This is a genomic window from Streptomyces sp. NBC_00154 (genome assembly GCF_026342835.1).
In the GTDB taxonomy this organism is placed as follows: domain Bacteria; phylum Actinomycetota; class Actinomycetes; order Streptomycetales; family Streptomycetaceae; genus Streptomyces.
Genome location: NZ_JAPEMI010000001.1, coordinates 3,821,633 through 3,841,183, shown reverse-complemented (window position 1 = coordinate 3,841,183; position 19,551 = coordinate 3,821,633). Strand labels below are relative to the sequence as shown.

The following is a 19,551-nucleotide window of genomic DNA, read 5'->3' as shown; positions in this document are numbered from 1 at the left end:
GGGCTCCACCCCCACATGCGCGTCGGGCGGTCAGTCCGTTCGGAAGGCCATCGCCAGGTAGCGCTTCTCGTCCAAGGACCCATTGGCCTTGCTCAGCGTCCTGCTGGACAGGTACAGACGCCCGCCCTTGTAGAGGATCTCGGAGTAGTCCGCAGAGAAGCCGCTCTCCGCATCACGCACGGCCTCGTCCGCCGGGTTCTCCATCAGGACGGTCTGCTTGAAGGTTTCACCGTCAATGCTGACGATCTGGCCGCCCTTGTCGTACGGGGGCGCCTTGTAGGCAATGACGTTGCCGCCGTCCATGCGCACCGGGGACAGTGTGTAGCGGTCACCTGCGTCGGCCTTGTCTCCGACGAGCTTGCCGGTGGTCAGGTCGAAGGCGACGATCTCGTTGGTGTCGCCGTACTCGCCGGTGCCCTCGTGCTCCTCGGTCGGCAGGTAGAGCCGGTTGTTGCCGACGACCACCTGCTGGCAGGTCTCGACCTCGGTGGATCCGCAGTGGGCGGCGTACTTCTCGCCGTCCGCGGCAATCTTGGTGAGGAGCTTGCCGCTTGACGCGTCGAGCGAAAAAAAGTCCGAGATCCCACTGCCGTCACCAGCGGTGTCGCCGACATCCGCCGCGACGACCAGCGGCTTGGTCGAGACGATACTCGCGTACGCGACACCGGGCGGCATCTTGAACGACGAGAGCGGGGCGCCCGTCGTCGGGTTCAGCGCCTGGATGACGAGCTGCGGGCTGTCGTACGTACCGCACTTGCGGACCACCGCGAGCGCGTCGCCGCCGCCGTACCCCTTGTCGTAGCAGCCATCGGCGCCGGCCTTCGGCTTCCAGCGCTCGGCACCGGTGTTCAGGTCGAAGGCGGCGCCGCCCTCCGTGCCGCCCGCGGCGACCGTGGAGCCGCTGAGCGTGACCTCGTCGAACCTGACCGGCTCGTCACCGCTGGTGGCGGCCGTCACCGGCTTGCTCCACATCAGCTTTCCGGTGTTCAGGTCGATCCCACCGACCTGGTTGCACGGCGGGTACTTCTTCGCCTTGGTCGGCTTGCCCGCCTCGAAGACGATGGCCGTCTTGTAGTCCTTCGACATGTGCCGGGAGGCGGCGCAGAGCTGGCCCTCCAGCGGAATGGACCAGAGCTTGGTGCCCTTGTCCTTGTCGTAGCCGACGATCTCGTCGACGCCGGTCTTCACATACGCCTTGTCGGTCAGCCAGGAGCCGTCGACCGTCGTGACGTCGTCCACCTTCGGCTGCGGCAGTTGGAAAGCAACGGCGGACTTGACGTTCGCCGGCGCCTTCTCCGCGCCATCACCGCCGCCGTTACCCTCACCCCCCTTGTCCCCACCGGTGGGACCGGCGGTGGACACCTCGTTCTTCTTGTCGTCGCCACCGGAGGCGAGGAAGATTCCACCACCGATGATCACTGCCACGGCGACCACCGCGGCAACGATGATCTGCATCTGCGTGGTGAACTTTTTACCGCCGTTCCCGCCCTGCTGCGGCGGCGCGTACTGCGGCTGCATCGGGGCGGTCGGGTAGCCGTATCCGTAGCCCTGCTGCGGCGGCTGGCCGGGCGGCAGGCCCTGTCCGGCCGGGGGACCCGGCGGGTAGCCGTAACCGGGCTGCTGCGGATAGCCGTAACCGGGCTGCTGCGGCGGACCGGCGGGCGGGGTCTGCGGAGCGCCGAAACCACCGGCGGGCGGCTGCGCCTGCGGGGCGCCGAATCCGCCCGCGGGCGGAGTGGGCGGCTGCTTGCCGAACGGGTCGGCGGGCGGCGGGACCGGTGCCCCGAACCCACCGGGCGGGGGGTCCTGCGGGGCGCCGAACCCGCCCTGGGGCGGCTCGTTGGGCGGCTGGGGCGGCTGAGTCATGGCGTACGTACCTCGAGGGAAGGAGAGTCGGTCGGTCGGGACCTGTCGCGGTCGGTCAGGGTCCGTCGGGTGCCTGCGTGAGCCGTCACTTGCCGAAAGCCATCATGGTCTTCGTCTCCAGCTCTTCCTTGTCGTTGCTGGCGCTGACCCGCCCGCTCGCGATGAAGGAACGCCCGTCCGCGTAGACGATCTTCGCGTTGTAGAACGAGCTCTCGATCTGGGACGTCGACTCCGGGTGCCGGAGCAGCATCTGCGGAGCGCCACCGGTCGGGGCGAGGGTGGCGATCCCGCCGCCCTTGTTGTACCCGGCCTCCACGTAGAGCAGCACATTGCCGCCCTCCATCCGCAGCGGTTTCACGGTCTGCTCGGCCGGGGCCGCGGCCTTCCACTTCGGCTTGCCGGTGTTCAGGTTGAACGCGACGACCTTGTTCGTACGGGCGGTGCCGCTGGAGTCGGGTTCGGTCGCCATGTAGAAGGTGTTGGCATCGGCGGCGACACCGACACAGCCGTCCAGCGACTTGCCGAAGATGGCGAACGCGCTGCCGCAGTCCGGTGCGAACTTGTCGCCCTTGTCACCGACCAACTGCGAACGGAGCGTGCCGTTCTCCTTGATCGCGAGGATGCTCCACTTCTTCTTCTCGCTCTGGGTCAGCGAGACGACGAGCGGGCTCACCGAGTAGACCCGGTCGATCTCCCAGCCACGGGCCGGCCGGTACGTCCACTTGGGCTTGCCGGTGGCCGGGTCGATCTCCTGGATCTGGTGCTGCGGGTTGTCGATGTCGTCGGTGCGGCAACTGGAGGCGGCGATCAGCTTGGGGCCGCCGGCGAAGGCGAACGGCTGGCAGTTGCCCGCCGGCTTGCCGAACAGCTCCTTGCCGTCGCTGACCCGGAAGGCGTTGGAGTTGCCGGTCCGGCCGACCGTGACGGTGTCTCCGCTGATGGCGAGGGAGATGTCCGACAGCAAGTCGAAGAGGCCGCTCTCCTTGATCGACCTCTTCCAGCCGGCCTTGCCGGTGTTGAGGTCGATCATCTGGAGGTCCGAGCAGTCCGCCTTGTCGGTGGTGTTGTTCTTGACCCCGATGACGATCTTGCCGTCGGTGGTGGTCTGCGAAGGCGCCGCGCACATGTCGGCGGGCAGCTTCAGCGTCCACTTCTGCTTGCCGTCGGCGACCGAGTAGCCGGAGACCGCGCGGTACATGCCCTTGACGACGGTGTCGCCGACGACCCAGGGGCCGTACACGTCCGCGCCGTTGCGCGGCAGGTCGACGTCGTTCTTCTGCAGCCAGAGGACCTTGGCCTCGCCCGGCTTGCGCCCGGCGTTGAGGTCGTCATCCGCCTGCCGTCCGTCGCCGTTGCCGTCGCCCTCGTCGACGGAGGGCGAACCGCTCGGTGCCTTGCCGTCCGTGCTCGATTGCGCGACGGGCTTCTTGTCGTCGTCACCACCGCTGGTCGCGAGGAACACGCCACCGGCGATGACGATCGCGGCGGCGACCGCGGCACCGATGATCACTGCGGGCTTCCCCTTGAAGGGGCTGCCACCGCCCGTGCCGCCGGGGCCGCCGGGTATCGGGGCGCCGGGGTACTGCTGCTGCGGGTAGCCGTAACCGGGCTGCGGCTGCTGACCGTAGGGGCCCGGCTGCTGACCGTAGGGGCCCGGCTGCTGGCCGTAGGGCCCCGGCTGCTGGCCGTACGGTCCCGGCTGGTTGTACGGTCCCGGCTGCTGTGGGTAGCCGTAACCGGGGGCCTGGCCCGGCGCCTGCGGGTAGCCGTAACCCGGCTGAGCGGGCGGCGGGGGTGTCGGCGGCGCGGCAGGCATCTGCGGCGGCTGGGCGGGAGGTTGACCCTGCGGCGGCTGCCCGGGCGCCGCCGGCTGAGGACTCCCCTGCGGCGGCTCCTGCGGAGCGCCGAAGCCTCCCTGCGGCGGTTGCTGGCTGGGCGGCTGGGTCATCAGCACGTCCCCCTTCGTGCGGTCCGGTGCCCGTTCCGGTCTCCCCCGCGATTCCGCTGGGCTGAATTCCCCTCGGAAAGGAGCGAATCGGGCATGGATTCCGCGGCGTCACGACAGTCGAGCGGGGCTTCTTTGTACCACCCGCAACGCATCGGACACCGAGTCGGTCCGCCCCCTGTTCCCAAGGGAGAACCGCGCCGTGATGCCCTCGTTACGCCTCGGTCCGTCAGCTGCCGAAGCCCGCCATCGACTTCATCGACTTCTCGTCCTCGTCGTCGATCCCGCTGATCCTCGCGTGCATGAGGAAGCAACGCCCGTTCTGATAGGCGACCCTGGAATCGAAGAAGCCGCGCTCGACCATGGAGGCCGCTGCCGGGTGCCGCAGCACCATCTGCGGCGTGCCACCGGTCGGCGGGAGGGACGCGATCCCGCCGCCCTTGTTCTTCCCGGCGGCGAGGTACATCAGCAGCCTGCCGTCCTCCGTCCGTATCGGCATGAGGATCTGTCCGGCCGGGGCCGCGGCCTTCCACTTCGCCTGACCGGTGTTCAGATCGAAGGCGACCACCTTGTTGGTGGGGGTGAGGTCGTCCTCGGGGGGTTTTGTCGCCAGGTAGACCATCCGGTCGTCGGCCGCCACCCCGAGGCAGTTGTCGAGGTTCTTGCCCTCGGTGAGGAGGTCACCGCCGCACTTCGTCCCGTAGTCGTCTGTGCCGCCGACCAGTTGGGACCGGTAGGTGCCGTTCTCGTTGAGCACGATGATCGCCCACTTGTCCTCCTGCTTCAGCGAGACGACCAGCGGGCTGACCGAGTAGAACTGTGCAACCTCCCAGCCCTTCTTGACCTTGTACGTCCACCGGACCTCTCCGGTGACCGGATCGATCCGCTGCACCTGCTGCTCCTTGTGGTCGTCGGCCGCGGTCCGACAACTGGTGGCGGCGATCGCCACGGGGCCGCTGGCGAAGCCGAACGGCTGGCAGTTGCCCGGCAGTTCCCCGAAGAGCACCGTGCCGTCGCTGACCCGGAAGGCGTCCGTCCTGCTGGTGCGCCCCACGGTCACGGTGTCACCGTTGATCGCCATCGAGACGTCGGACAGCAGATCCCAGGCGCCCTGGCGCCGGTACGTCTTGCGCCAGCTGGCCCTGCCGGTCGTGAGGTCGACCATCTGGAGGGAGTTGCAGAGCGCGTCGTCCGCAGTGCCGGTCTTGATCCCGAAGACGATCTTGCCGTCGGCGGTGGGCTGCGAAGGCGCCGCGCACAGATTCGACGGCATACGAAGACTCCATTTCCGGCTGCCGTCGGTCACGGAGTAGCCGGAGACCGTGTGGAACATGGCCTTGACGACGGTGTCGCCGACGATCCAGGGGCCGTACACGTCCGAGCCGTTGCGGGGCAGGTCGACGCCGCCCTCCTGGAGCCAGAGGACCTTCGCCTCGCCCGGCTTGCGCTGGGCATTGAGTGCGTCGGCCTCGGCACGGAGGTCGTGCGTGCCCCGGTCCTCGGCCTTGCCGTCGCCGGTGGCGCCCGGCCCGGGGCCGGTGCTCGCCTTCGCCGTGGGCTTCGACTCGTCGTCGCCCCCGCTCGTGGCGAACCAGATGCCCCCGCCGGCCAGCAGCACCACCGCAAGCACGGCACCGATGACCGCACCGCGCCTGCCCCTGAAGAACCCTCTACCACCAGGCCGCGGGGGCTGCTGCGGCTGCTGCTGCTGCTGCTGCTGCTGGTAGCCGTATCCCGGCCGCGGCGACGGATAGCCGTACGGCCCGGGCTGCGTGGGCGCGTTGTACGGCCCGGGCTGAGGCACGCCGTACGGTCCCGCGGCCTGACCGGGCGGTGGCGCGGAGCCGTATCCGGGCGCCGGCGACTGCTGGACCGACTCCGGCGGCGGATCGTACGGAGCCCCGAAGCTTCCCTGCGACGGTTGCCGGCCGGGCGGCTGGGCCATCAGCACGTCCCCCTTCGTGCGGATCGGTCCGGCATCTGCACCTGCGCCGGGCGAGCCTTCTTTCTACCACCCGCCCCACAGGCCCCACCGGTCACACCGACGGTCCGTCAGCGATCAGGCGTCCTCGGCAAGCTCCAGCCAGCGCATCTCCAACTCGTCTCGCTCCACGACCAGTTCCCGCAGTTCCGCGTCGAGCTTCGCCACCTTCTCGAAGTCCGTGGCGTTGTCGGCGATCTGCGCGTGCAGGGTCGTCTCCCTGCTCGACATCTTGTCGAGCTGCCGCTCGATCTTCTGCAGTTCCTTCTTGGCGGCGCGGGCGGCCTGCGGCGAGACCGCGGCGGCGGCCGGGGTCTCCTTCGCCGCGGTGGGCGCCGAGGGGGGCACGACCGCCTCCTCCATCCGTCGCCTGCGCTCGATGTACTCGTCGATACCGCGCGGCAGCATCCGCAACGTGGCATCACCGAGCAGCGCCATCACCCGGTCCGTGGTCCGCTCGATGAAGAACCTGTCGTGGGAGATCACGATCATCGATCCCGGCCAGCCGTCGAGGAGGTCCTCCAGCTGGGTCAGGGTCTCGATGTCGAGGTCGTTGGTGGGCTCGTCGAGGAAGAGGACGTTCGGCTCGTCCATCAGCAGCCGCAGGATCTGCAGCCGGCGCCGCTCACCGCCCGACAGGTCGCCGACCGGGGTCCACTGCTTCTCCTTCGAGAAGCCGAACTGCTCACAGAGCTGGCCCGCGGTCATCTCCCGGCCCTTGCCCAGGTCGACCCGGTCCCGTACCTGCTGCACGGCCTCCAGCACCCGCAGGTTCGGGTTGAGCTCGCTGACCTCCTGGGAGAGGTAGGCGAGCTTGACGGTCTTTCCGACGACGATCTTCCCGGCCGCCGGCTGCGCCTCGCCCTGGGTGCGGGCCGCCTCGGCGAGCGCCCGCAGCAGTGAGGTCTTGCCCGCGCCGTTGATCCCGACCAGACCGATCCGGTCGCCGGGGCCGAGGTGCCAGGTGAGGTGGGTGAGCAGCGTCTTGGGTCCGGCCTGGACGGTCACGTTCTCCAGGTCGAAGACGGTCTTGCCCAGCCGGGCGTTGGCGAACTTCATCAGCTCGCTGGTGTCGCGCGGCGGCGGCACATCGGCGATCAGCTCGTTGGCCGCCTCGATGCGGTAGCGCGGCTTCGACGTACGGGCGGGGGCGCCGCGCCGCAGCCAGGCCAGCTCCTTGCGCATCAGGTTCTGCCGCTTGGACTCCTCGGTCGCGGCGATCCGCTCCCGCTCGGCCCGGGCGAACACGTAGTCGCTGTAGCCGCCCTCGTACTCGTGGACCGTGCCGCGCTGGACATCCCACATGCGCGTACAGACCTGGTCGAGGAACCACCGGTCGTGGGTGACGCAGACCAGCGCCGAGCGCCGGTTCTGCAGGTGCCGGGCCAGCCAGGAGATGCCCTCGACATCGAGGTGGTTGGTCGGCTCGTCGAGGACGATCAGGTCCTGTTCGGCGATGAGGAGCTTGGCGAGCGCGATCCGGCGCCGTTCGCCGCCGGAGAGCGGGGCGATGACGGTGTCCAGGCCGTGCTCGAAGCCGGCCAGGTCCAGCCCGCCGAAGAGCCCGGTCAGCACGTCACGGATCTTGGCGTTGCCCGCCCACTCGTGGTCGGCGAGATCGCCGATGACCTCGTGGCGGACCGTTGCCTTCGGGTCGAGCGAATCGTGCTGCGTGAGGACACCCAGACGCAGGCCACCGTTGTGGGTGACGCGGCCGGTGTCCGTCTCCTCCAGCTTGGCGAGCATCCGGATGAGGGTCGTCTTGCCGTCGCCGTTACGGCCGACGACACCGATCCGGTCCCCCTCGGACACACCGAGGGACACACCGTCGAGCAGGGCGCGGGTGCCGTACACCTTGCTGACCTGCTCGACATTGACCAGATTGACGGCCATTTCACTCCTGACTGGGGGATCGATCGACATCCCAGGGTAGTCGCCACGCGGGTGGGTTAGCGTGCGGCGATTGATCAAGGACGGGGACAGGGGACTTCGGTGGTGCGCAATTCGGTACGGGGCACGGTCACGGCGGTGCTGGCGGCGGTGTCGGTGGCGGTGACCGGCTGCACGTCGTCCGCCCAGGACGACGGCGGGAAGGCGGCGCCGAAGCCGCGGGCCGCGGCAGAGAGCGCGATGAAGGGCGGCAGCGTCGGAGGCTCCGGTTCTGCCTGCGCCCTGCCCGTCACCTTCGACCTCGCGGCCTCCTGGAAGCCGGAGGCCGTGCAGCTCGGCGAGGACGAGGCTCTCAAGGAGCTGGCCCGACAGGGCCCGGTCACGCTCGTCTGCGAGATCGACGCGAAACCCGCCGGGAGCATCGGCTTCCTGCGTGTGTGGACCGGCGACCGTACCGACCGCACCCCGCGCCAGGTCCTGGAGGCGTTCCTGGCCGACGAACCGAACGCCGGCAAGATCACGTACACCGACACCGAGGCCGGCACCCTTCCCGCGACCGAGGTCGGGTACACCGTCAGCAGCGAGCTGCTCGACGGGCCCCGGAAGAAGCGGGCGTTCGCCGTCTCCACCCCACACGGGCCGGTCGTGGTGCACCTGGGCGGGCTGGACTCGGAGGAGTACGAGGAGATGCTCCCGGCGTACGAGCTGGCGAAGCGGACCGTACGGCTCGGCTGAGCCGTACGTACGCCCCGTCCGGCGCCCGTGGTCAGCCCGACCGGTGGCGCCCCGCCCGTTCCACCAGCAGCCAGCCGCACAGCGCCGTCGCGACGGCCGCCGGGGCGCTGACCCGTACGGCGATCAGCACCGCCGTATGACCTTCCAGCAGCCCGCCGAACCCGACCATCGACACCCCGAGCACCCCGAACAGGCAGAGCGTCACACCGAGTGCGGACACCGGCCCGGAGCCCTTCCCCGGCACCGCGGAGACCGGCCGCTCGAACGTGCGGAAGACGGCTACCAGCCCCGCCGTGACGGCTGCCGCCACCGCGATCCGCACCGGCACCTGCGCCCACCAGGCACCGGTCGCCGGCTCGGGCAGCGGGACGTCCAGGGCGATCATCGCCCCGTACACCCCGAGCATCGCGGTGAGGTGCCAGAGGAACGCGGTCATCGCCACCCCGTTGGCCGCGACGACCCCGCGCCACACCCGCGGGCGGGCGACCAGCCGGGCGCCGGGGCCACGCAGCAGCTCGACCGCGCCGACCAGCCACAGGCCGTGGCAGAGCAGGGCGAGCGTCGGCGGTGCCATGTTGCTGATCTTCTCGCCGGGCATCCCGACCATGGAGAGCGGATACGGGCCGAACGCGACCAGTGCGGCCGCGGCGGCCAGGCCGGGGCCGGCCAGCAGCGCGGGGCGGCGGATGCGGCCGTCGGCGCGCAGGAAGCCCAGCTGGTGCACGGCGAGCCAGACGAACGCGAAGTTGAGGAACGCGATGTACGGGACACCTGCGGCGAACCGCAGTACGTCGACCGCGACCGCCGCCGCGGCAAGCCCGGCGAAGGCGCCCCAGCCGTACCGGTCGTGCAGCTTCAGCAGCGGCGGCGTGAACGCCACCATCGCGAGATAGATCCCGATGAACCAGAGCGGCTGGGCCACCAGCCGCAGCGTGACCCCGGTCAGCCCGCCGCCCCCGCCGAGCAGCTGGACGATCAGCGCGGCCGTCCCCCAGACCAGGATGAAGACCATGGTGGGGCGCAGCAGCCGCTGCAGTCTGGCCCGGAGAAAGGCCGAGTACACGGAGTCCGTCGAGCCGGCGGGCTGCTTGCGGCAGAGGGAGCGGTACGACAGGGCGTGCGAGAAGCCGCCGACGAAGAAGAACACCGGCATGATCTGGAGCACCCAGGTCAGCAGCTGGAGGCCGGGGACGACGGCGAGCAGGTTGCCGACGCCGTCGGCGGTGACGGCGGCCATCAGCCAGTGCCCGAGGACGACCGTCCCGAGCGAGGCGACACGCAGCAGGTCGATGTACCGGTCCCGGGTGGCGGGCGTGGCCCCGGCCAGTTCACGAACACTTGATCCCATACGGGTACGGTCGCGCCCGACGCCCCGGGGGCGGCAGCGCGACCGTACTCAATTCCCGTCTGAGTACCCGCGGTCAGACGATCGTGGCACCCGGCGCCGGGGACACCGCGACCCGCGCGGTCCGGCAGGTCCCCGACGTCCGCAGCGTGTCCGCGATCCTGCGCGCCGCCTCCGCGTCCGCCGCCAGGAACGCGGTGGTCGGCCCGGAGCCCGAGACCAGTGCGGCCAGCGCACCCGCCCCGGTGCCCGCGGCGAGGGTGTCGGCGAGCGAGGGCCGCAGGGAGAGCGCGGCGGGCTGCAGGTCGTTGGAGAGAGCCTTCGCGAGCACATCGGTGCTGCCGGTGCGCAGGGCGTCGAGGAGCGCCGGCGAGGCTTCCGGTGCGGGGACGTCGGTGCCCGCGGTGAGCCGGTCGAACTCCCCGTAGACGGCCGGGGTGGAGAGCCCGCCGTCGGCGACCGCGAACACCCAGTGGAATGTGCCGCCGACGTCGATCGGGGTCAGCTGCTCGCCGCGGCCGATTCCGAGGGCGGCGCCGCCGACCAGGGAGAACGGCACGTCGCTGCCGAGCTCCGCGCAGATGGCGAGCAGCTCGTCCCGGGTGGCGCCGGTGGCCCAGAGGGCGTCGCAGGCCACCAGAGCGGCCGCGGCGTCGGCGCTGCCGCCCGCCATGCCGCCCGCGACGGGGATGTCCTTGGAGATGTGAATGTGCACGTCGGGAGCGATGCCGTGGCGGTCGGCGAGCGCGATCGCGGCGCGGGCGGCGAGGTTGCCGGCGTCCAGCGGGACCTGCGCGGCGTCCGGGCCCGAGCAGGTGACGCTCAGCGCGTCGGCGGGGGTCACGGTGACCTCGTCGTAGAGGCCGACGGCGAGGAAGACGTTCGCCAGGTCGTGGAAGCCGTCGGGGCGCGGGGCGCCGACCGCGAGCTGCACATTGACCTTGGCGGGGACGCGAACGGTGACGCTCACTCGCCACTCCCGGTGGACTCGTTCCCGCTGGACTTCTTCCCGGCGGCCTCGTCCGCGCCGGGCTTGCTCTCGCTCGACGAGTCCGCCGCCGGCTTGTTCTCGGCGATGGCCGCGAACTCCTCGACGGTCAGTGCTTCACCCCGCGTCTTCGGCGGGATCCCGGCCGCGACCAGGGCCGCCTCGGCGGCCGGCGCGGAACCGGCCCAGCCGGCCAGGGCGGCGCGCAACGTCTTGCGGCGCTGAGCGAACGCCGCGTCGACGACCGCGAAGACCTCGGCCCGGCTCGCGGTCGTCGTGATCGGCTCGGCGCGCCGGACCAGCGACACCAGACCGGAGTCGACGTTCGGGGCCGGCCAGAACACCGTGCGGCCGATGGACCCGGCCCGCTTGACGTCCGCGTACCAGTTGGCCTTCACCGACGGCACGCCGTAGACCTTGTTGCCCGGCCGGGCGGCCAGCCGGTCGGCGACCTCGGCCTGCACCATGACCAGGGTCCGCTCGATGGTCGGGAACCGCTCCAGCATCGTCAGCAGGACCGGCACGGCCACGTTGTACGGCAGGTTGGCGACCAGGGCGGTGGGCGGCGGGCCCGGCAGCTCCGTGACCAGCATCGCGTCGGAGTGGACCAGCGAGAACCGGTCCGCGCGGCCCGGCATCCGGGCCTGGACCGTGGCCGGCAGCGCCGCCGCCAGCACATCGTCGATCTCGACGGCGACGACCCGGTCCGCCGCCTCCAGCAGCGCCAGGGTCAGCGAGCCCAGACCGGGTCCGACCTCGACCACCACGTCGTCCGGACGGACCTCCGCGGTCCGTACGATCCTGCGGACCGTATTGGCGTCGATGACGAAGTTCTGACCGCGCTGCTTCGTGGGGCGTACCCCCAGCTTCGCGGCCAGCTCGCGGATGTCTGCGGGGCCCAGGAGGGCGTCGGGCTCTGTGGTGCTCACCCGGTAAGCCTACGGCCGCAATGCGGCCACGGGCTCGCCCCCCGTTGCAGGTACAGCTTCTTCGCCCGGAACGTCTGCTCGGACGCCGGGGCGTCCTGCGGGCGGCCGCTGCCGCCGAGTGACTGCCAGGGCGGGGGCCGCCGACCCTTGGGGCGGCGGCCGGGACGGGCGGCGCCGCAGGCGTGTCGACGACGGTCGGATCGTGGACCGGCCAGGGGGCGACGAGCGTCTGCTCCTCGTGGAACGACAGGGGCGCGGGGACGGTCGGCGGTGTCGCCACCGCCACATCTCCCGCATCTTCCCTGCCCGGTGCCGCACGGTGACTGCCCTGCGCATTGATCACGACGCTCCAGAAGGTCCGTTCGTCCCGGTCGCCCGATGGGCGTCCGGGACGATAGTGGAGTTTCGGTCACTCTCCAAAGCGGCGCGACCGCGCACCGTCACGGCGCGATCTGTCAGTAATCGAACGCGCGAGCCGTGTTGTCGTTGATCGCCGACGCCAGGGTGTCCTCGTCGACCCCCTTCACCTCCGCCATGGCACGGAGCGTGACGGGAATGAGATACGGCGCGTTGGGTCGGCCGCGATACGGGGCGGGGGTGAGGAACGGCGCGTCCGTCTCGACCAGGACCAGCTCGATCGGCGCGACGGCCAGCGCGTCCCGCAGCGGCTGGGCGTTCTTGAACGTCACGTTGCCCGCGAAGGACATGAAGTACCCGGCGTCCGCGCAGATCCGGGCCATCTCGGCGTCCCCGGAGTAGCAGTGGAACACGGTCCGTTCGGGGGCGCCCGCGTCTGCGAGCACGCGCAGCACATCGGCGTGCGCCTCGCGGTCGTGGATGACGAGCGCCTTGCCGTGCCGTTTGGCGATCTCGATATGGGCCCGGAAGGACTCCTCCTGGGCGGCCATGCCCTCGGGGCCGGTACGGAAATGGTCGAGGCCGGTCTCACCGACGCCGCGCACCCGGTCCAGGGCGGCCAGCTTGTCGATCTCGGCAAGGGCTTCGTCGAGGGCCGCCTTCCCGCCCGGCTCCCGCGCCTCCTGGCGGGACCAGCCCTCCGGGTCGCCGTGGACGATGCGCGGCGCCTCGTTGGGGTGCAGGGCCACGGCCGCGTACACACCTGCGTGCGCGGCCGCGGTCTCGGCGGCCCAGCGCGAGCCCCGCACGTCACAGCCCACCTGGATCACGGTGGTGACGTTGACCGCCGCGGCCCTGGCCAGGCCCTCCTCGACGGTGGCGTCCTGCATGTCCAGATGGGTGTGCGAATCGGCGACCGGTACCCGCAGGGGTTCGGGCAGTGGCGGGGCTTCCGTACGGCTCATGCCACGATCGTACGAGGACCGTGGCGCCGCTCTCACTTGCGGTGGAAGGGGTGCAGCAGGTCGGAGAGGTGCCAGTGGTGCCCCGCGGCCGTCGGAGCGGCTGCGGATGCGGTGACCGCCTCGCGTGCGCGGGCGTCGCTGTCCTCGGTGTGCCCCGCGGTCTCGTACTGCGACTCGAGAAGCTGCTGGACGGTCGAGACCCGGCCGGACCGCATGATCCGGACCACATGGCCGTCGCAGTTCGTGCAGGTGGGCCTGGACAGGGGTGACGGGACCCGTTCCCCGTTCGCCTTGTAGATGACGAAGTCGTTATTGGAACCGTCGACGTGGTGCTCTATCTCGTAGGCCTGTTCCCAGCCGTATCCGCACCTCATGCAGGCGAAGGAATACGCCTCATGCACGGTGGTTGCTGCGGTCTCGCTCATGCCTGCTCCTCTTGTCCGCCGGACAAGCACTCCGGAGAATGCGTCCCTGATTCAGTGGACGCCTTTACCGGCGGGAGCGCACCATGCCCTGTCGAGTATTGGAGCGGTCTTGGCCTTCTCGTGGCAAAAGGGGCCAGATGCGCGGCTCTCGCTTTGCTTTTTACGATAGTCCTTTGCCGTCAGCAGAGCCGGTCCGCGATGCGTTCTTTGCCGCGACGACCGCATCGAAGACCTCGCGTTTGGGCAGCCCGGCGGCCGCGGCGACAGCGGCGATCGCCTCCTTGCGCCGCTCCCCCGCCTCCTCGCGCACCTGCACCCTGCGTACCAGCTCGGCGGCGTCCAGCTCCTCGGCCACGTCCGCCGCGCCCTCGACGACGACGGTGATCTCGCCGCGTACTCCTTCGGCCGCCCAGACCGCCAGTTCGGCCAGCGGGCCGCGCTTCACTTCCTCGTACGTCTTGGTCAGCTCCCGGCACACGGCGGCCCTGCGATCGCCGCCGAACACCTCGGCCATCGCGGCGAGGGTGTCGTCGAGCCGGTGCGGGGCCTCGAAGAAGACCATGGTGCGGCGCTCGTCGGCGACGTCGCGGAGCCGGCCGAGCCGTTCGCCCGCCTTGCGCGGCAGGAAGCCCTCGAAGCAGAACCGGTCGACGGGCAGCCCGGACAGGGCGAGCGCGGTGAGCACGGCGGACGGGCCGGGTACCGCGGTGACCTTGATGCCCTTCTCCACGGCTGCGGCGACGAGCCGGTAGCCGGGGTCGGAGACGGACGGCATCCCGGCGTCCGTGACGAGCAGGACCCGGGCGCCACCGGTCAGCGCCTCGACGAGTTCGGGCGTACGCGCCGACTCGTTGCCCTCGAAGTAGGAGACGACACGCCCCGTGGTGTGGATGCCGAGCGCCTGCGTCAGCCGGCGCAGCCGGCGGGTGTCCTCGGCGGCGACGACGTCCGCCGTCTCCAGTTCTGCGGCGAGGCGTGGCGGGGCGTCCGCCACGTCGCCGATGGGGGTCCCTGCGAGTACCAGCGTTCCAGTCGTTCCAGTCACATCAGCCATCCTCCCAGCACGGGCGACAGCAGTCGCACAGATGCGTTCCCTACGATGGCGCGGTGACGAGTACTGCGCCCGAAGCCCAGCAGGGTCAAGACGCCGGGGAACAGCACGGCGAAGAGCCGCCTTCCTGGCAGCAGCGGCTGCGCCGCTTCGGCCATTCGCCGCGGCCCGGTATCGGGCTGCGGGAACGGCTGATCCCGCCGTACAACCGGCCGGGACCACAGTTGTGGGCGGTGCTGGGGGTGTCGCCGCCGACCGCCGAGCGGTTGGTGCGGTGGTCGGCCTGGGGCGGGCCGCTGCTGGTGACGCTGGTTGCGGGGGTGCTGCGGTTCTGGCATCTGGGCAGCCCGAAGGCGGTGATATTCGACGAGACGTATTACGCCAAGGACTCCTGGGCGCTGATCAAGCAGGGGTACGAGGGGTCCTGGCCGAAGGACGTCGACAAGTCGATCCTGGCCGATCCTTCGCTGGTGACGGTGCCGACGGCGCCCGGCTATGTGGTGCATCCGCCGGTCGGCAAGTGGATCATCGGGTTCGGTGAACAGCTCTTCGGGTTCACGCCGTTCGGCTGGCGCTTCATGGTGGCGGTGCTCGGCACGCTGTCGGTGCTGATGCTGTGCCGGATCGGGCGGCGGCTGTTCCGCTCGACGTTCCTGGGGTGTCTGGCGGGCGCGCTGCTCGCCGTCGACGGGCTGCACTTCGTGATGAGCCGCACCGCACTGCTCGACCTGGTGCTGATGTTCTTCGTGGTGGCGGCGTTCGGCTGTCTGCTGATCGACCGGGACTGGGCGCGGCGCAGGCTCGCCGCGGCGCTGCCGGTCGACGCGCAGGGGGTGCTGCGCCCGGACGCGCGGATCGCCGAGACGCTGCGGCTGGGGTGGCGGCCCTGGCGGATCGCGGCGGGGCTCTCGCTGGGGCTGGCGTTCGGCACGAAGTGGAACGGCCTGTACATCCTGGTCGCGTTCGGTCTGATGACGGTGCTGTGGGACGTCGGCGCGCGCCGGACGGCGGGTGCCGTCCAGCCGTACCGGGCGGTGATCCGGCGGGATCTGGTGCCCGCGTTCGTCTCGACCGTGCCGGTCGCGATCCTGACGTACATCGCTTCGTGGACCGGCTGGATCATCAGGAACGATCCCGACCACCACGGCTACTACCGGGACTGGGCCACCACCGACGGCAGGGGCGGCAGCTGGACCTGGCTGCCGGACTGGCTGCGCAGCCTGTGGCACTACGAGTACCAGGTCTACGAGTTCCATGTGAACCTGACGTCCGGCCACACGTACCAGTCGAACCCCTGGAGCTGGATCGTCCTGGGCCGCCCCGTCTCGTACTTCTACGAGGAGCAGAACGGCTGCACGGCCTCGGAGACCGGCAAGTGCGCCCGTGAGGTGCTGGCCATCGGCACACCGCTGCTGTGGTGGGCCGGGTGCTTCGCCCTGGTGTACGTCCTGTGGCGGTGGCTCTTCCGGCGCGACTGGCGGGCGGGCGCGATCGCCTGCGGTGTGGCGGCGGGCTGGCTGCCGTGGTTCCTCTACCAGGAACGGACGATCTTCCTCTTCTACGCGGTCGTGTTCGTGCCGTTCCTCTGTCTCGCGGTGGCGATGATGATCGGTGCGATGATCGGGCCCGCGACGGGCACCGGGGCCAGGCGGGAACTGGGCCTGGCGACGGCCGATCCGTCCGGTGAACGGCGACGGACATTGGGGGCGGTCGCGGTCGGCGTACTCGCCCTGCTGATCATCTGGAATTTCATCTATTTCTGGCCGCTGTATACGGGCATGTCCATTCCGGAGAATTCCTGGCGCAACCGCATGTGGCTGGATACCTGGATTTGACCGGCCTCTTCCTACTGCTTCCGGTCGCGGTCCGATAACAACTGCCCCTGGAGTCACTACCGTCCCGTAAAGTGCCCACAAGCGCTCTCTTGAACATGTTCAAGAGAGCCTCCTGGGGAGGGGGACTGCACAGATGCGCAGCGGAGCGAAGGTCGCCGTGATCGGCGGAGTGTTCGTGCTGGTGGTCGGCGGCGTGGGGTACGGGGCGTACAACGTGCTCGACGGGCTCGGGGGCGGCGGGGGCGACGGAGCGGACGGCGGCCCCGCCTCCGCCGCGGTGAAGACGGGGCCGCCGAGCAAGGCGGAGATCAGCGAGACGTCGAAGAAGTTCCTCGAGGCCTGGGCGGCCGGCGAGGCGGCGGACGCGTCCCAGCTCACCAACAACGCGGCCGAGGCCGAACCGGCTCTGCGCGGATACGGCGCCGACGCCCACGTCACCAAGGCGGTGATCACTCCGGGCCCGGCGACCGGCACGACGGTGCCGTTCACGGTGAAGGCGACCGTGAGCTACGAGGGGAAGTCCAAGCCCTGGTCGTATTCCTCCGAACTGACCGTCGTGCGCGGCCTGACCACCGGCCGGGCGCTGGTCGACTGGAAGCCCTCGGTGATCCACCCTGATCTGGCGGACGGCGAGTCGCTGAAGACCGGCGAGGCCTCCGCCCCGTCGATCCAGGCGCTCGACCACAACGGCAGGGTGCTGACGAAGGAGAAGTACCCGTCGCTGGGGCCGATCCTGGACGCGCTGCGCGAGAAGTACGGCGAGAAGGTCGGCGGGACCGCAGGCATAGAGACCTGGATCGAGTCCACGGGCGAGGACACCCCGGACCAGACACTGCTGACGCTGTCCAAGGGGAAGCCCGGCAAGCTGCAGACCACGCTGGACGCGAATATCCAGGCGGCGGCCGAGAAGGCGGTCAAGCAGTACAGCCAGGCCTCGGTGGTCGCGGTCCGGCCGTCCACCGGCTCGATCCGCGCGGTCGCCAACAACCCTGCGACCGGTTTCAACGCGGCCATGCTCGGCAAGCAGGCACCCGGTTCCACGATGAAGATCGTGACCGCGTCGATGCTGATCGAGAAGGGCTTCGCCTCGGCGAACCGCCCCGTCGAATGCCCGAAGGAAGTGATGTACCAGGGCCGTACCTTCCACAATCTGGAGAACTTCTCTCTCCCGGACACCGACACGCTCACCACCAGCTTCGCCCGCTCCTGCAACACGGCCTTCATCAAGCTGATCGACGAGGTGGACGACGACGCCGCGCTCGCCAAGGAGGCCCGGGACGTCTTCGGGATCGGCCTCGACTGGAAGACCGGCACCGCGTCCTTCGACGGCAGCGTGCCCGAGGCCGGCGGCGGTGAGGCCGCCGCGCAGTACATCGGCCAGGGCACCATCCAGATGAACGCACTCAACATGGCGTCCATCACCGCCACCGCACGCAACGGCACGTTCCGGCAGCCGGTCCTCGTGCCGCAGGAGCTGGACGGCCGGCAGCTGGCCACCGCATCCCGTTCGCTGCCCGCGTCCGTCTCCCAGCAGGTGACGAACATGATGCGGCAGACCGCGAGCTGGGGCACCGGCAAGGCGGCGATGGCCTCGGTCGGCGGCGACAAGGGCGCCAAGACCGGTTCGGCGGAGGTCGACGGACAGGCCACGTCCAACAGCTGGTTCACCGGCTTCAGCAACGACCTCGCGGCCGCGGCTGTCGTCCAGTCCGGTGGCCACGGCGGCGACGCGGCGGGCCCGGTGGTGGCCCAGGTGCTGCGCGCGGGGCCGTGATGTGCTCCACCCGGGGTCCGGTGGCCGAAACAGAATCGCGTGCCCCGGTGGGCGGCCGCTAGCGTGCGGGGCATGAGTACTCCCGACGCGACGGCCCCCGTCACCGCAGCTCCTGAGGCCGCAGCTGCCGAAGCCCACCCCCGATTTGCCGAAGCCCTGCGCGAGCTGGGCCTCGATGTCGAGGTCCGCCGTTTCCCGGAGGCGACCCGTACGGCCGCCGAGGCCGCCGCCGCGATCGGCTGCGACCTCAGCGCCATCGTCAAGTCGCTGATCTTCGAGGCCGACGGGGCGCCCGTGCTGGTCCTGATGGACGGCTCCTCGCGGGTCGACGTGGAGCTCGTGCGACGGGAACTGGACGCCGGGAAGGTCAAGCGCGCCGGGGCCGACCTGGTCCGGGAGACCACGGGGTACGCGATCGGCGGGGTGCCGCCCTTCGGCCACCGTACGAAGACCCGGGTGCTGGCCGACCGCGGGCTGCTCGACCACGACGTGGTGTGGGCCGCGGCGGGCACCCCGCACACCGTCTTCCCGCTCGACCCCAAGACGGTCATCGGGCATGCCGGCGGCACCGTGGTGGACGTGCGCGAGCAGACGAAGTGACGCCGCTGGTCGTGGTCGCGGTCCTGGCCGCGGCGATCACGCACGCCAGTTGGAATGCGATCGCACACGCCATCAAGGACCAGCTGCTCTCCTTCACCCTGATCTCCGGGGGCGGGGCGCTGCTCGGCGCGGTCACCGCCTGCTTCGCACCGCTGCCGGCCGCGGAGGCGTGGCCGTATCTGATCGCCTCGGCGATCCTGCACGTCGCCTACATGGCGCTGCTGATGCGATCGTTCACGCTCGGAGACTTCGGCCAGATGTACCCGATCGCACGTGGCACCGCGCCCCTGGTGGTGACGGTGCTCGCGGCGGTCTTCGTCGGCGAGCGGCCGGACGGCTGGGCGACGGCGGGCGTGGCGGTCGCCTGCGCCGGGCTCGTCGGCGTCGCGCTCTGGGGCATCCGCGGCTCGCAGACCCGTCCGCACTGGCCGGCGATCACAGCGGCGCTGGCGACGGGGCTGGCGATCGCCGGTTACACGACCGTCGACGGGGTGGGGGTCCGGGCCTCCGGCACCCCGCTCGGCTACATCGCCTGGCTGATGATCCTGGAGGGGCTCGCCGTCCCGGCGTACACGCTCTGCCGCCGCCGCGGGCAACTGGCCGCCCAGCTGAGGCCGTTCGCGGCACGGGGGCTGCTGGGCGCGGCCCTGTCGGTGGCCGCGTACGGGCTGGTCCTGTGGGCGCAGACGAAGGCCCCGCTGGCCCCGATCGCCGCCCTGCGTGAGTCGTCGATCATCGTGGGCGCGGCGATAGGGACGGTGTTCTTCAAGGAGCGGTTCGGCGCACCGCGCATCGCGGCGGCCGGGCTGATGGTCATCGGGATCGGGCTGATGCTGCACACGAGTTGAGCGCGCCGGCGCCGGGC

Annotated in this window: 15 protein-coding genes and 1 pseudogene; 5 read left to right on the top strand and 11 right to left on the bottom strand. The window is 70.6% G+C overall.

The window, feature by feature from the left end; genetic code table 11:
• Positions 1-30: 30 nt before the first annotated feature.
• The 4 genes from OHA03_RS17310 to OHA03_RS17295 form a co-directional block, all read right to left on the bottom strand.
• A complete protein-coding gene (locus OHA03_RS17310) occupies positions 31-1,866 on the bottom strand; it encodes a PQQ-binding-like beta-propeller repeat protein (protein WP_267004740.1) in 1,836 nt (611 codons plus the stop codon).
• An 85-nt stretch (positions 1,867-1,951) separates the two neighbouring features.
• Entirely contained in the window at positions 1,952-3,814 is a 1,863-nt protein-coding gene (locus OHA03_RS17305) for a PQQ-binding-like beta-propeller repeat protein (RefSeq protein WP_267004739.1), read from the bottom strand.
• 226 nt (positions 3,815-4,040) lie between these two features.
• Positions 4,041-5,756, bottom strand: a complete 1,716-nt coding sequence (locus tag OHA03_RS17300; protein WP_267004738.1) for a PQQ-binding-like beta-propeller repeat protein — start codon at positions 5,754-5,756, stop codon at positions 4,041-4,043.
• Between the two features lie 114 nt (positions 5,757-5,870).
• Entirely contained in the window at positions 5,871-7,685 is a 1,815-nt protein-coding gene (locus OHA03_RS17295) for an ABC-F family ATP-binding cassette domain-containing protein (protein WP_267004737.1), read from the bottom strand.
• A gap of 99 nt (positions 7,686-7,784) precedes the next feature.
• Here OHA03_RS17295 and OHA03_RS17290 point away from each other — a divergent pair, with 99 nt between their 5' ends.
• Positions 7,785-8,417, top strand: coding sequence for a lipoprotein (locus tag OHA03_RS17290; protein ID WP_267004736.1), 633 nt, complete (start codon positions 7,785-7,787; stop codon positions 8,415-8,417).
• Between the two features lie 31 nt (positions 8,418-8,448).
• Here the strand turns inward: OHA03_RS17290 and OHA03_RS17285 are convergent, their stop codons facing one another.
• The 7 genes and pseudogenes from OHA03_RS17285 to rsmI all read right to left on the bottom strand — a co-directional run bounded on the left by OHA03_RS17285 (position 8,449) and on the right by rsmI (position 14,480).
• A complete protein-coding gene (locus OHA03_RS17285) occupies positions 8,449-9,765 on the bottom strand; it encodes an acyltransferase (protein WP_267004735.1) in 1,317 nt (438 codons plus the stop codon).
• Between the two features lie 73 nt (positions 9,766-9,838).
• A complete protein-coding gene (locus tag OHA03_RS17280; protein ID WP_267004734.1) occupies positions 9,839-10,732 on the bottom strand; it encodes a 4-(cytidine 5'-diphospho)-2-C-methyl-D-erythritol kinase in 894 nt (297 codons plus the stop codon).
• Positions 10,729-11,679, bottom strand: coding sequence for a 16S rRNA (adenine(1518)-N(6)/adenine(1519)-N(6))-dimethyltransferase RsmA (gene rsmA, locus OHA03_RS17275; RefSeq protein WP_267004733.1), 951 nt, complete (start codon positions 11,677-11,679; stop codon positions 10,729-10,731). The genes OHA03_RS17280 and rsmA overlap by 4 nt, the downstream gene beginning before the upstream one ends.
• Positions 11,676-11,807, bottom strand: a pseudogene (locus OHA03_RS17270) (transglycosylase family protein); the annotation flags it as partial. The pseudogene OHA03_RS17270 and the gene rsmA, both read right to left, overlap by 4 nt.
• Positions 11,808-12,134: 327 nt before the next feature.
• Entirely contained in the window at positions 12,135-13,001 is an 867-nt protein-coding gene (locus OHA03_RS17265) for a TatD family hydrolase (protein WP_267004732.1), read from the bottom strand.
• 32 nt (positions 13,002-13,033) lie between these two features.
• Positions 13,034-13,426: a hypothetical protein gene (locus OHA03_RS17260; protein WP_267004731.1), complete on the bottom strand. Its 393-nt coding sequence runs from the start codon at positions 13,424-13,426 to the stop codon at positions 13,034-13,036.
• 160 nt (positions 13,427-13,586) lie between these two features.
• A complete protein-coding gene (rsmI, locus tag OHA03_RS17255; protein ID WP_267004730.1) occupies positions 13,587-14,480 on the bottom strand; it encodes a 16S rRNA (cytidine(1402)-2'-O)-methyltransferase in 894 nt (297 codons plus the stop codon).
• A 53-nt stretch (positions 14,481-14,533) separates the two neighbouring features.
• Between rsmI and OHA03_RS17250 the strand changes: the two genes are divergently transcribed.
• The 4 genes from OHA03_RS17250 to OHA03_RS17235 all read left to right on the top strand — a co-directional run bounded on the left by OHA03_RS17250 (position 14,534) and on the right by OHA03_RS17235 (position 19,534).
• Positions 14,534-16,312 (top strand): dolichyl-phosphate-mannose--protein mannosyltransferase, encoded by a 1,779-nt coding sequence (locus tag OHA03_RS17250; protein WP_267004729.1) that lies wholly within the window; start codon positions 14,534-14,536, stop codon positions 16,310-16,312.
• Between the two features lie 133 nt (positions 16,313-16,445).
• Positions 16,446-18,086 (top strand): penicillin-binding transpeptidase domain-containing protein, encoded by a 1,641-nt coding sequence (locus tag OHA03_RS17245; protein ID WP_267004728.1) that lies wholly within the window; start codon positions 16,446-16,448, stop codon positions 18,084-18,086.
• Between the two features lie 72 nt (positions 18,087-18,158).
• Entirely contained in the window at positions 18,159-18,686 is a 528-nt protein-coding gene (locus tag OHA03_RS17240; protein ID WP_267004727.1) for a YbaK/EbsC family protein, read from the top strand.
• Positions 18,683-19,534: a DMT family transporter gene (locus OHA03_RS17235; RefSeq protein WP_267004726.1), complete on the top strand. Its 852-nt coding sequence runs from the start codon at positions 18,683-18,685 to the stop codon at positions 19,532-19,534. Before OHA03_RS17240 ends, OHA03_RS17235 begins: the two co-directional genes overlap by 4 nt.
• Positions 19,535-19,551 lie beyond the last annotated feature (17 nt).

Excerpts from the sequence above, each read along its gene's own strand:
- OHA03_RS17310 (WP_267004740.1), bottom strand. The coding sequence starts at position 1,866 with ATGACTCAGCCGCCCCAGCCGCCCAACGAGCCGCCCCAGGGCGGGTTC.
- OHA03_RS17305 (WP_267004739.1), bottom strand. The coding sequence starts at position 3,814 with ATGACCCAGCCGCCCAGCCAGCAACCGCCGCAGGGAGGCTTCGGCGCT.
- OHA03_RS17300 (WP_267004738.1), bottom strand. The coding sequence starts at position 5,756 with ATGGCCCAGCCGCCCGGCCGGCAACCGTCGCAGGGAAGCTTCGGGGCT.
- OHA03_RS17295 (WP_267004737.1), bottom strand. The coding sequence starts at position 7,685 with ATGGCCGTCAATCTGGTCAATGTCGAGCAGGTCAGCAAGGTGTACGGC.
- OHA03_RS17285 (WP_267004735.1), bottom strand. The coding sequence starts at position 9,765 with ATGGGATCAAGTGTTCGTGAACTGGCCGGGGCCACGCCCGCCACCCGG.
- OHA03_RS17265 (WP_267004732.1), bottom strand. The coding sequence starts at position 13,001 with ATGAGCCGTACGGAAGCCCCGCCACTGCCCGAACCCCTGCGGGTACCG.
- OHA03_RS17260 (WP_267004731.1), bottom strand. The coding sequence starts at position 13,426 with ATGAGCGAGACCGCAGCAACCACCGTGCATGAGGCGTATTCCTTCGCC.
- rsmI (WP_267004730.1), bottom strand. The coding sequence starts at position 14,480 with ATGGCTGATGTGACTGGAACGACTGGAACGCTGGTACTCGCAGGGACC.
- OHA03_RS17245 (WP_267004728.1), top strand. The coding sequence starts at position 16,446 with ATGCGCAGCGGAGCGAAGGTCGCCGTGATCGGCGGAGTGTTCGTGCTG.
- OHA03_RS17240 (WP_267004727.1), top strand. The coding sequence starts at position 18,159 with ATGAGTACTCCCGACGCGACGGCCCCCGTCACCGCAGCTCCTGAGGCC.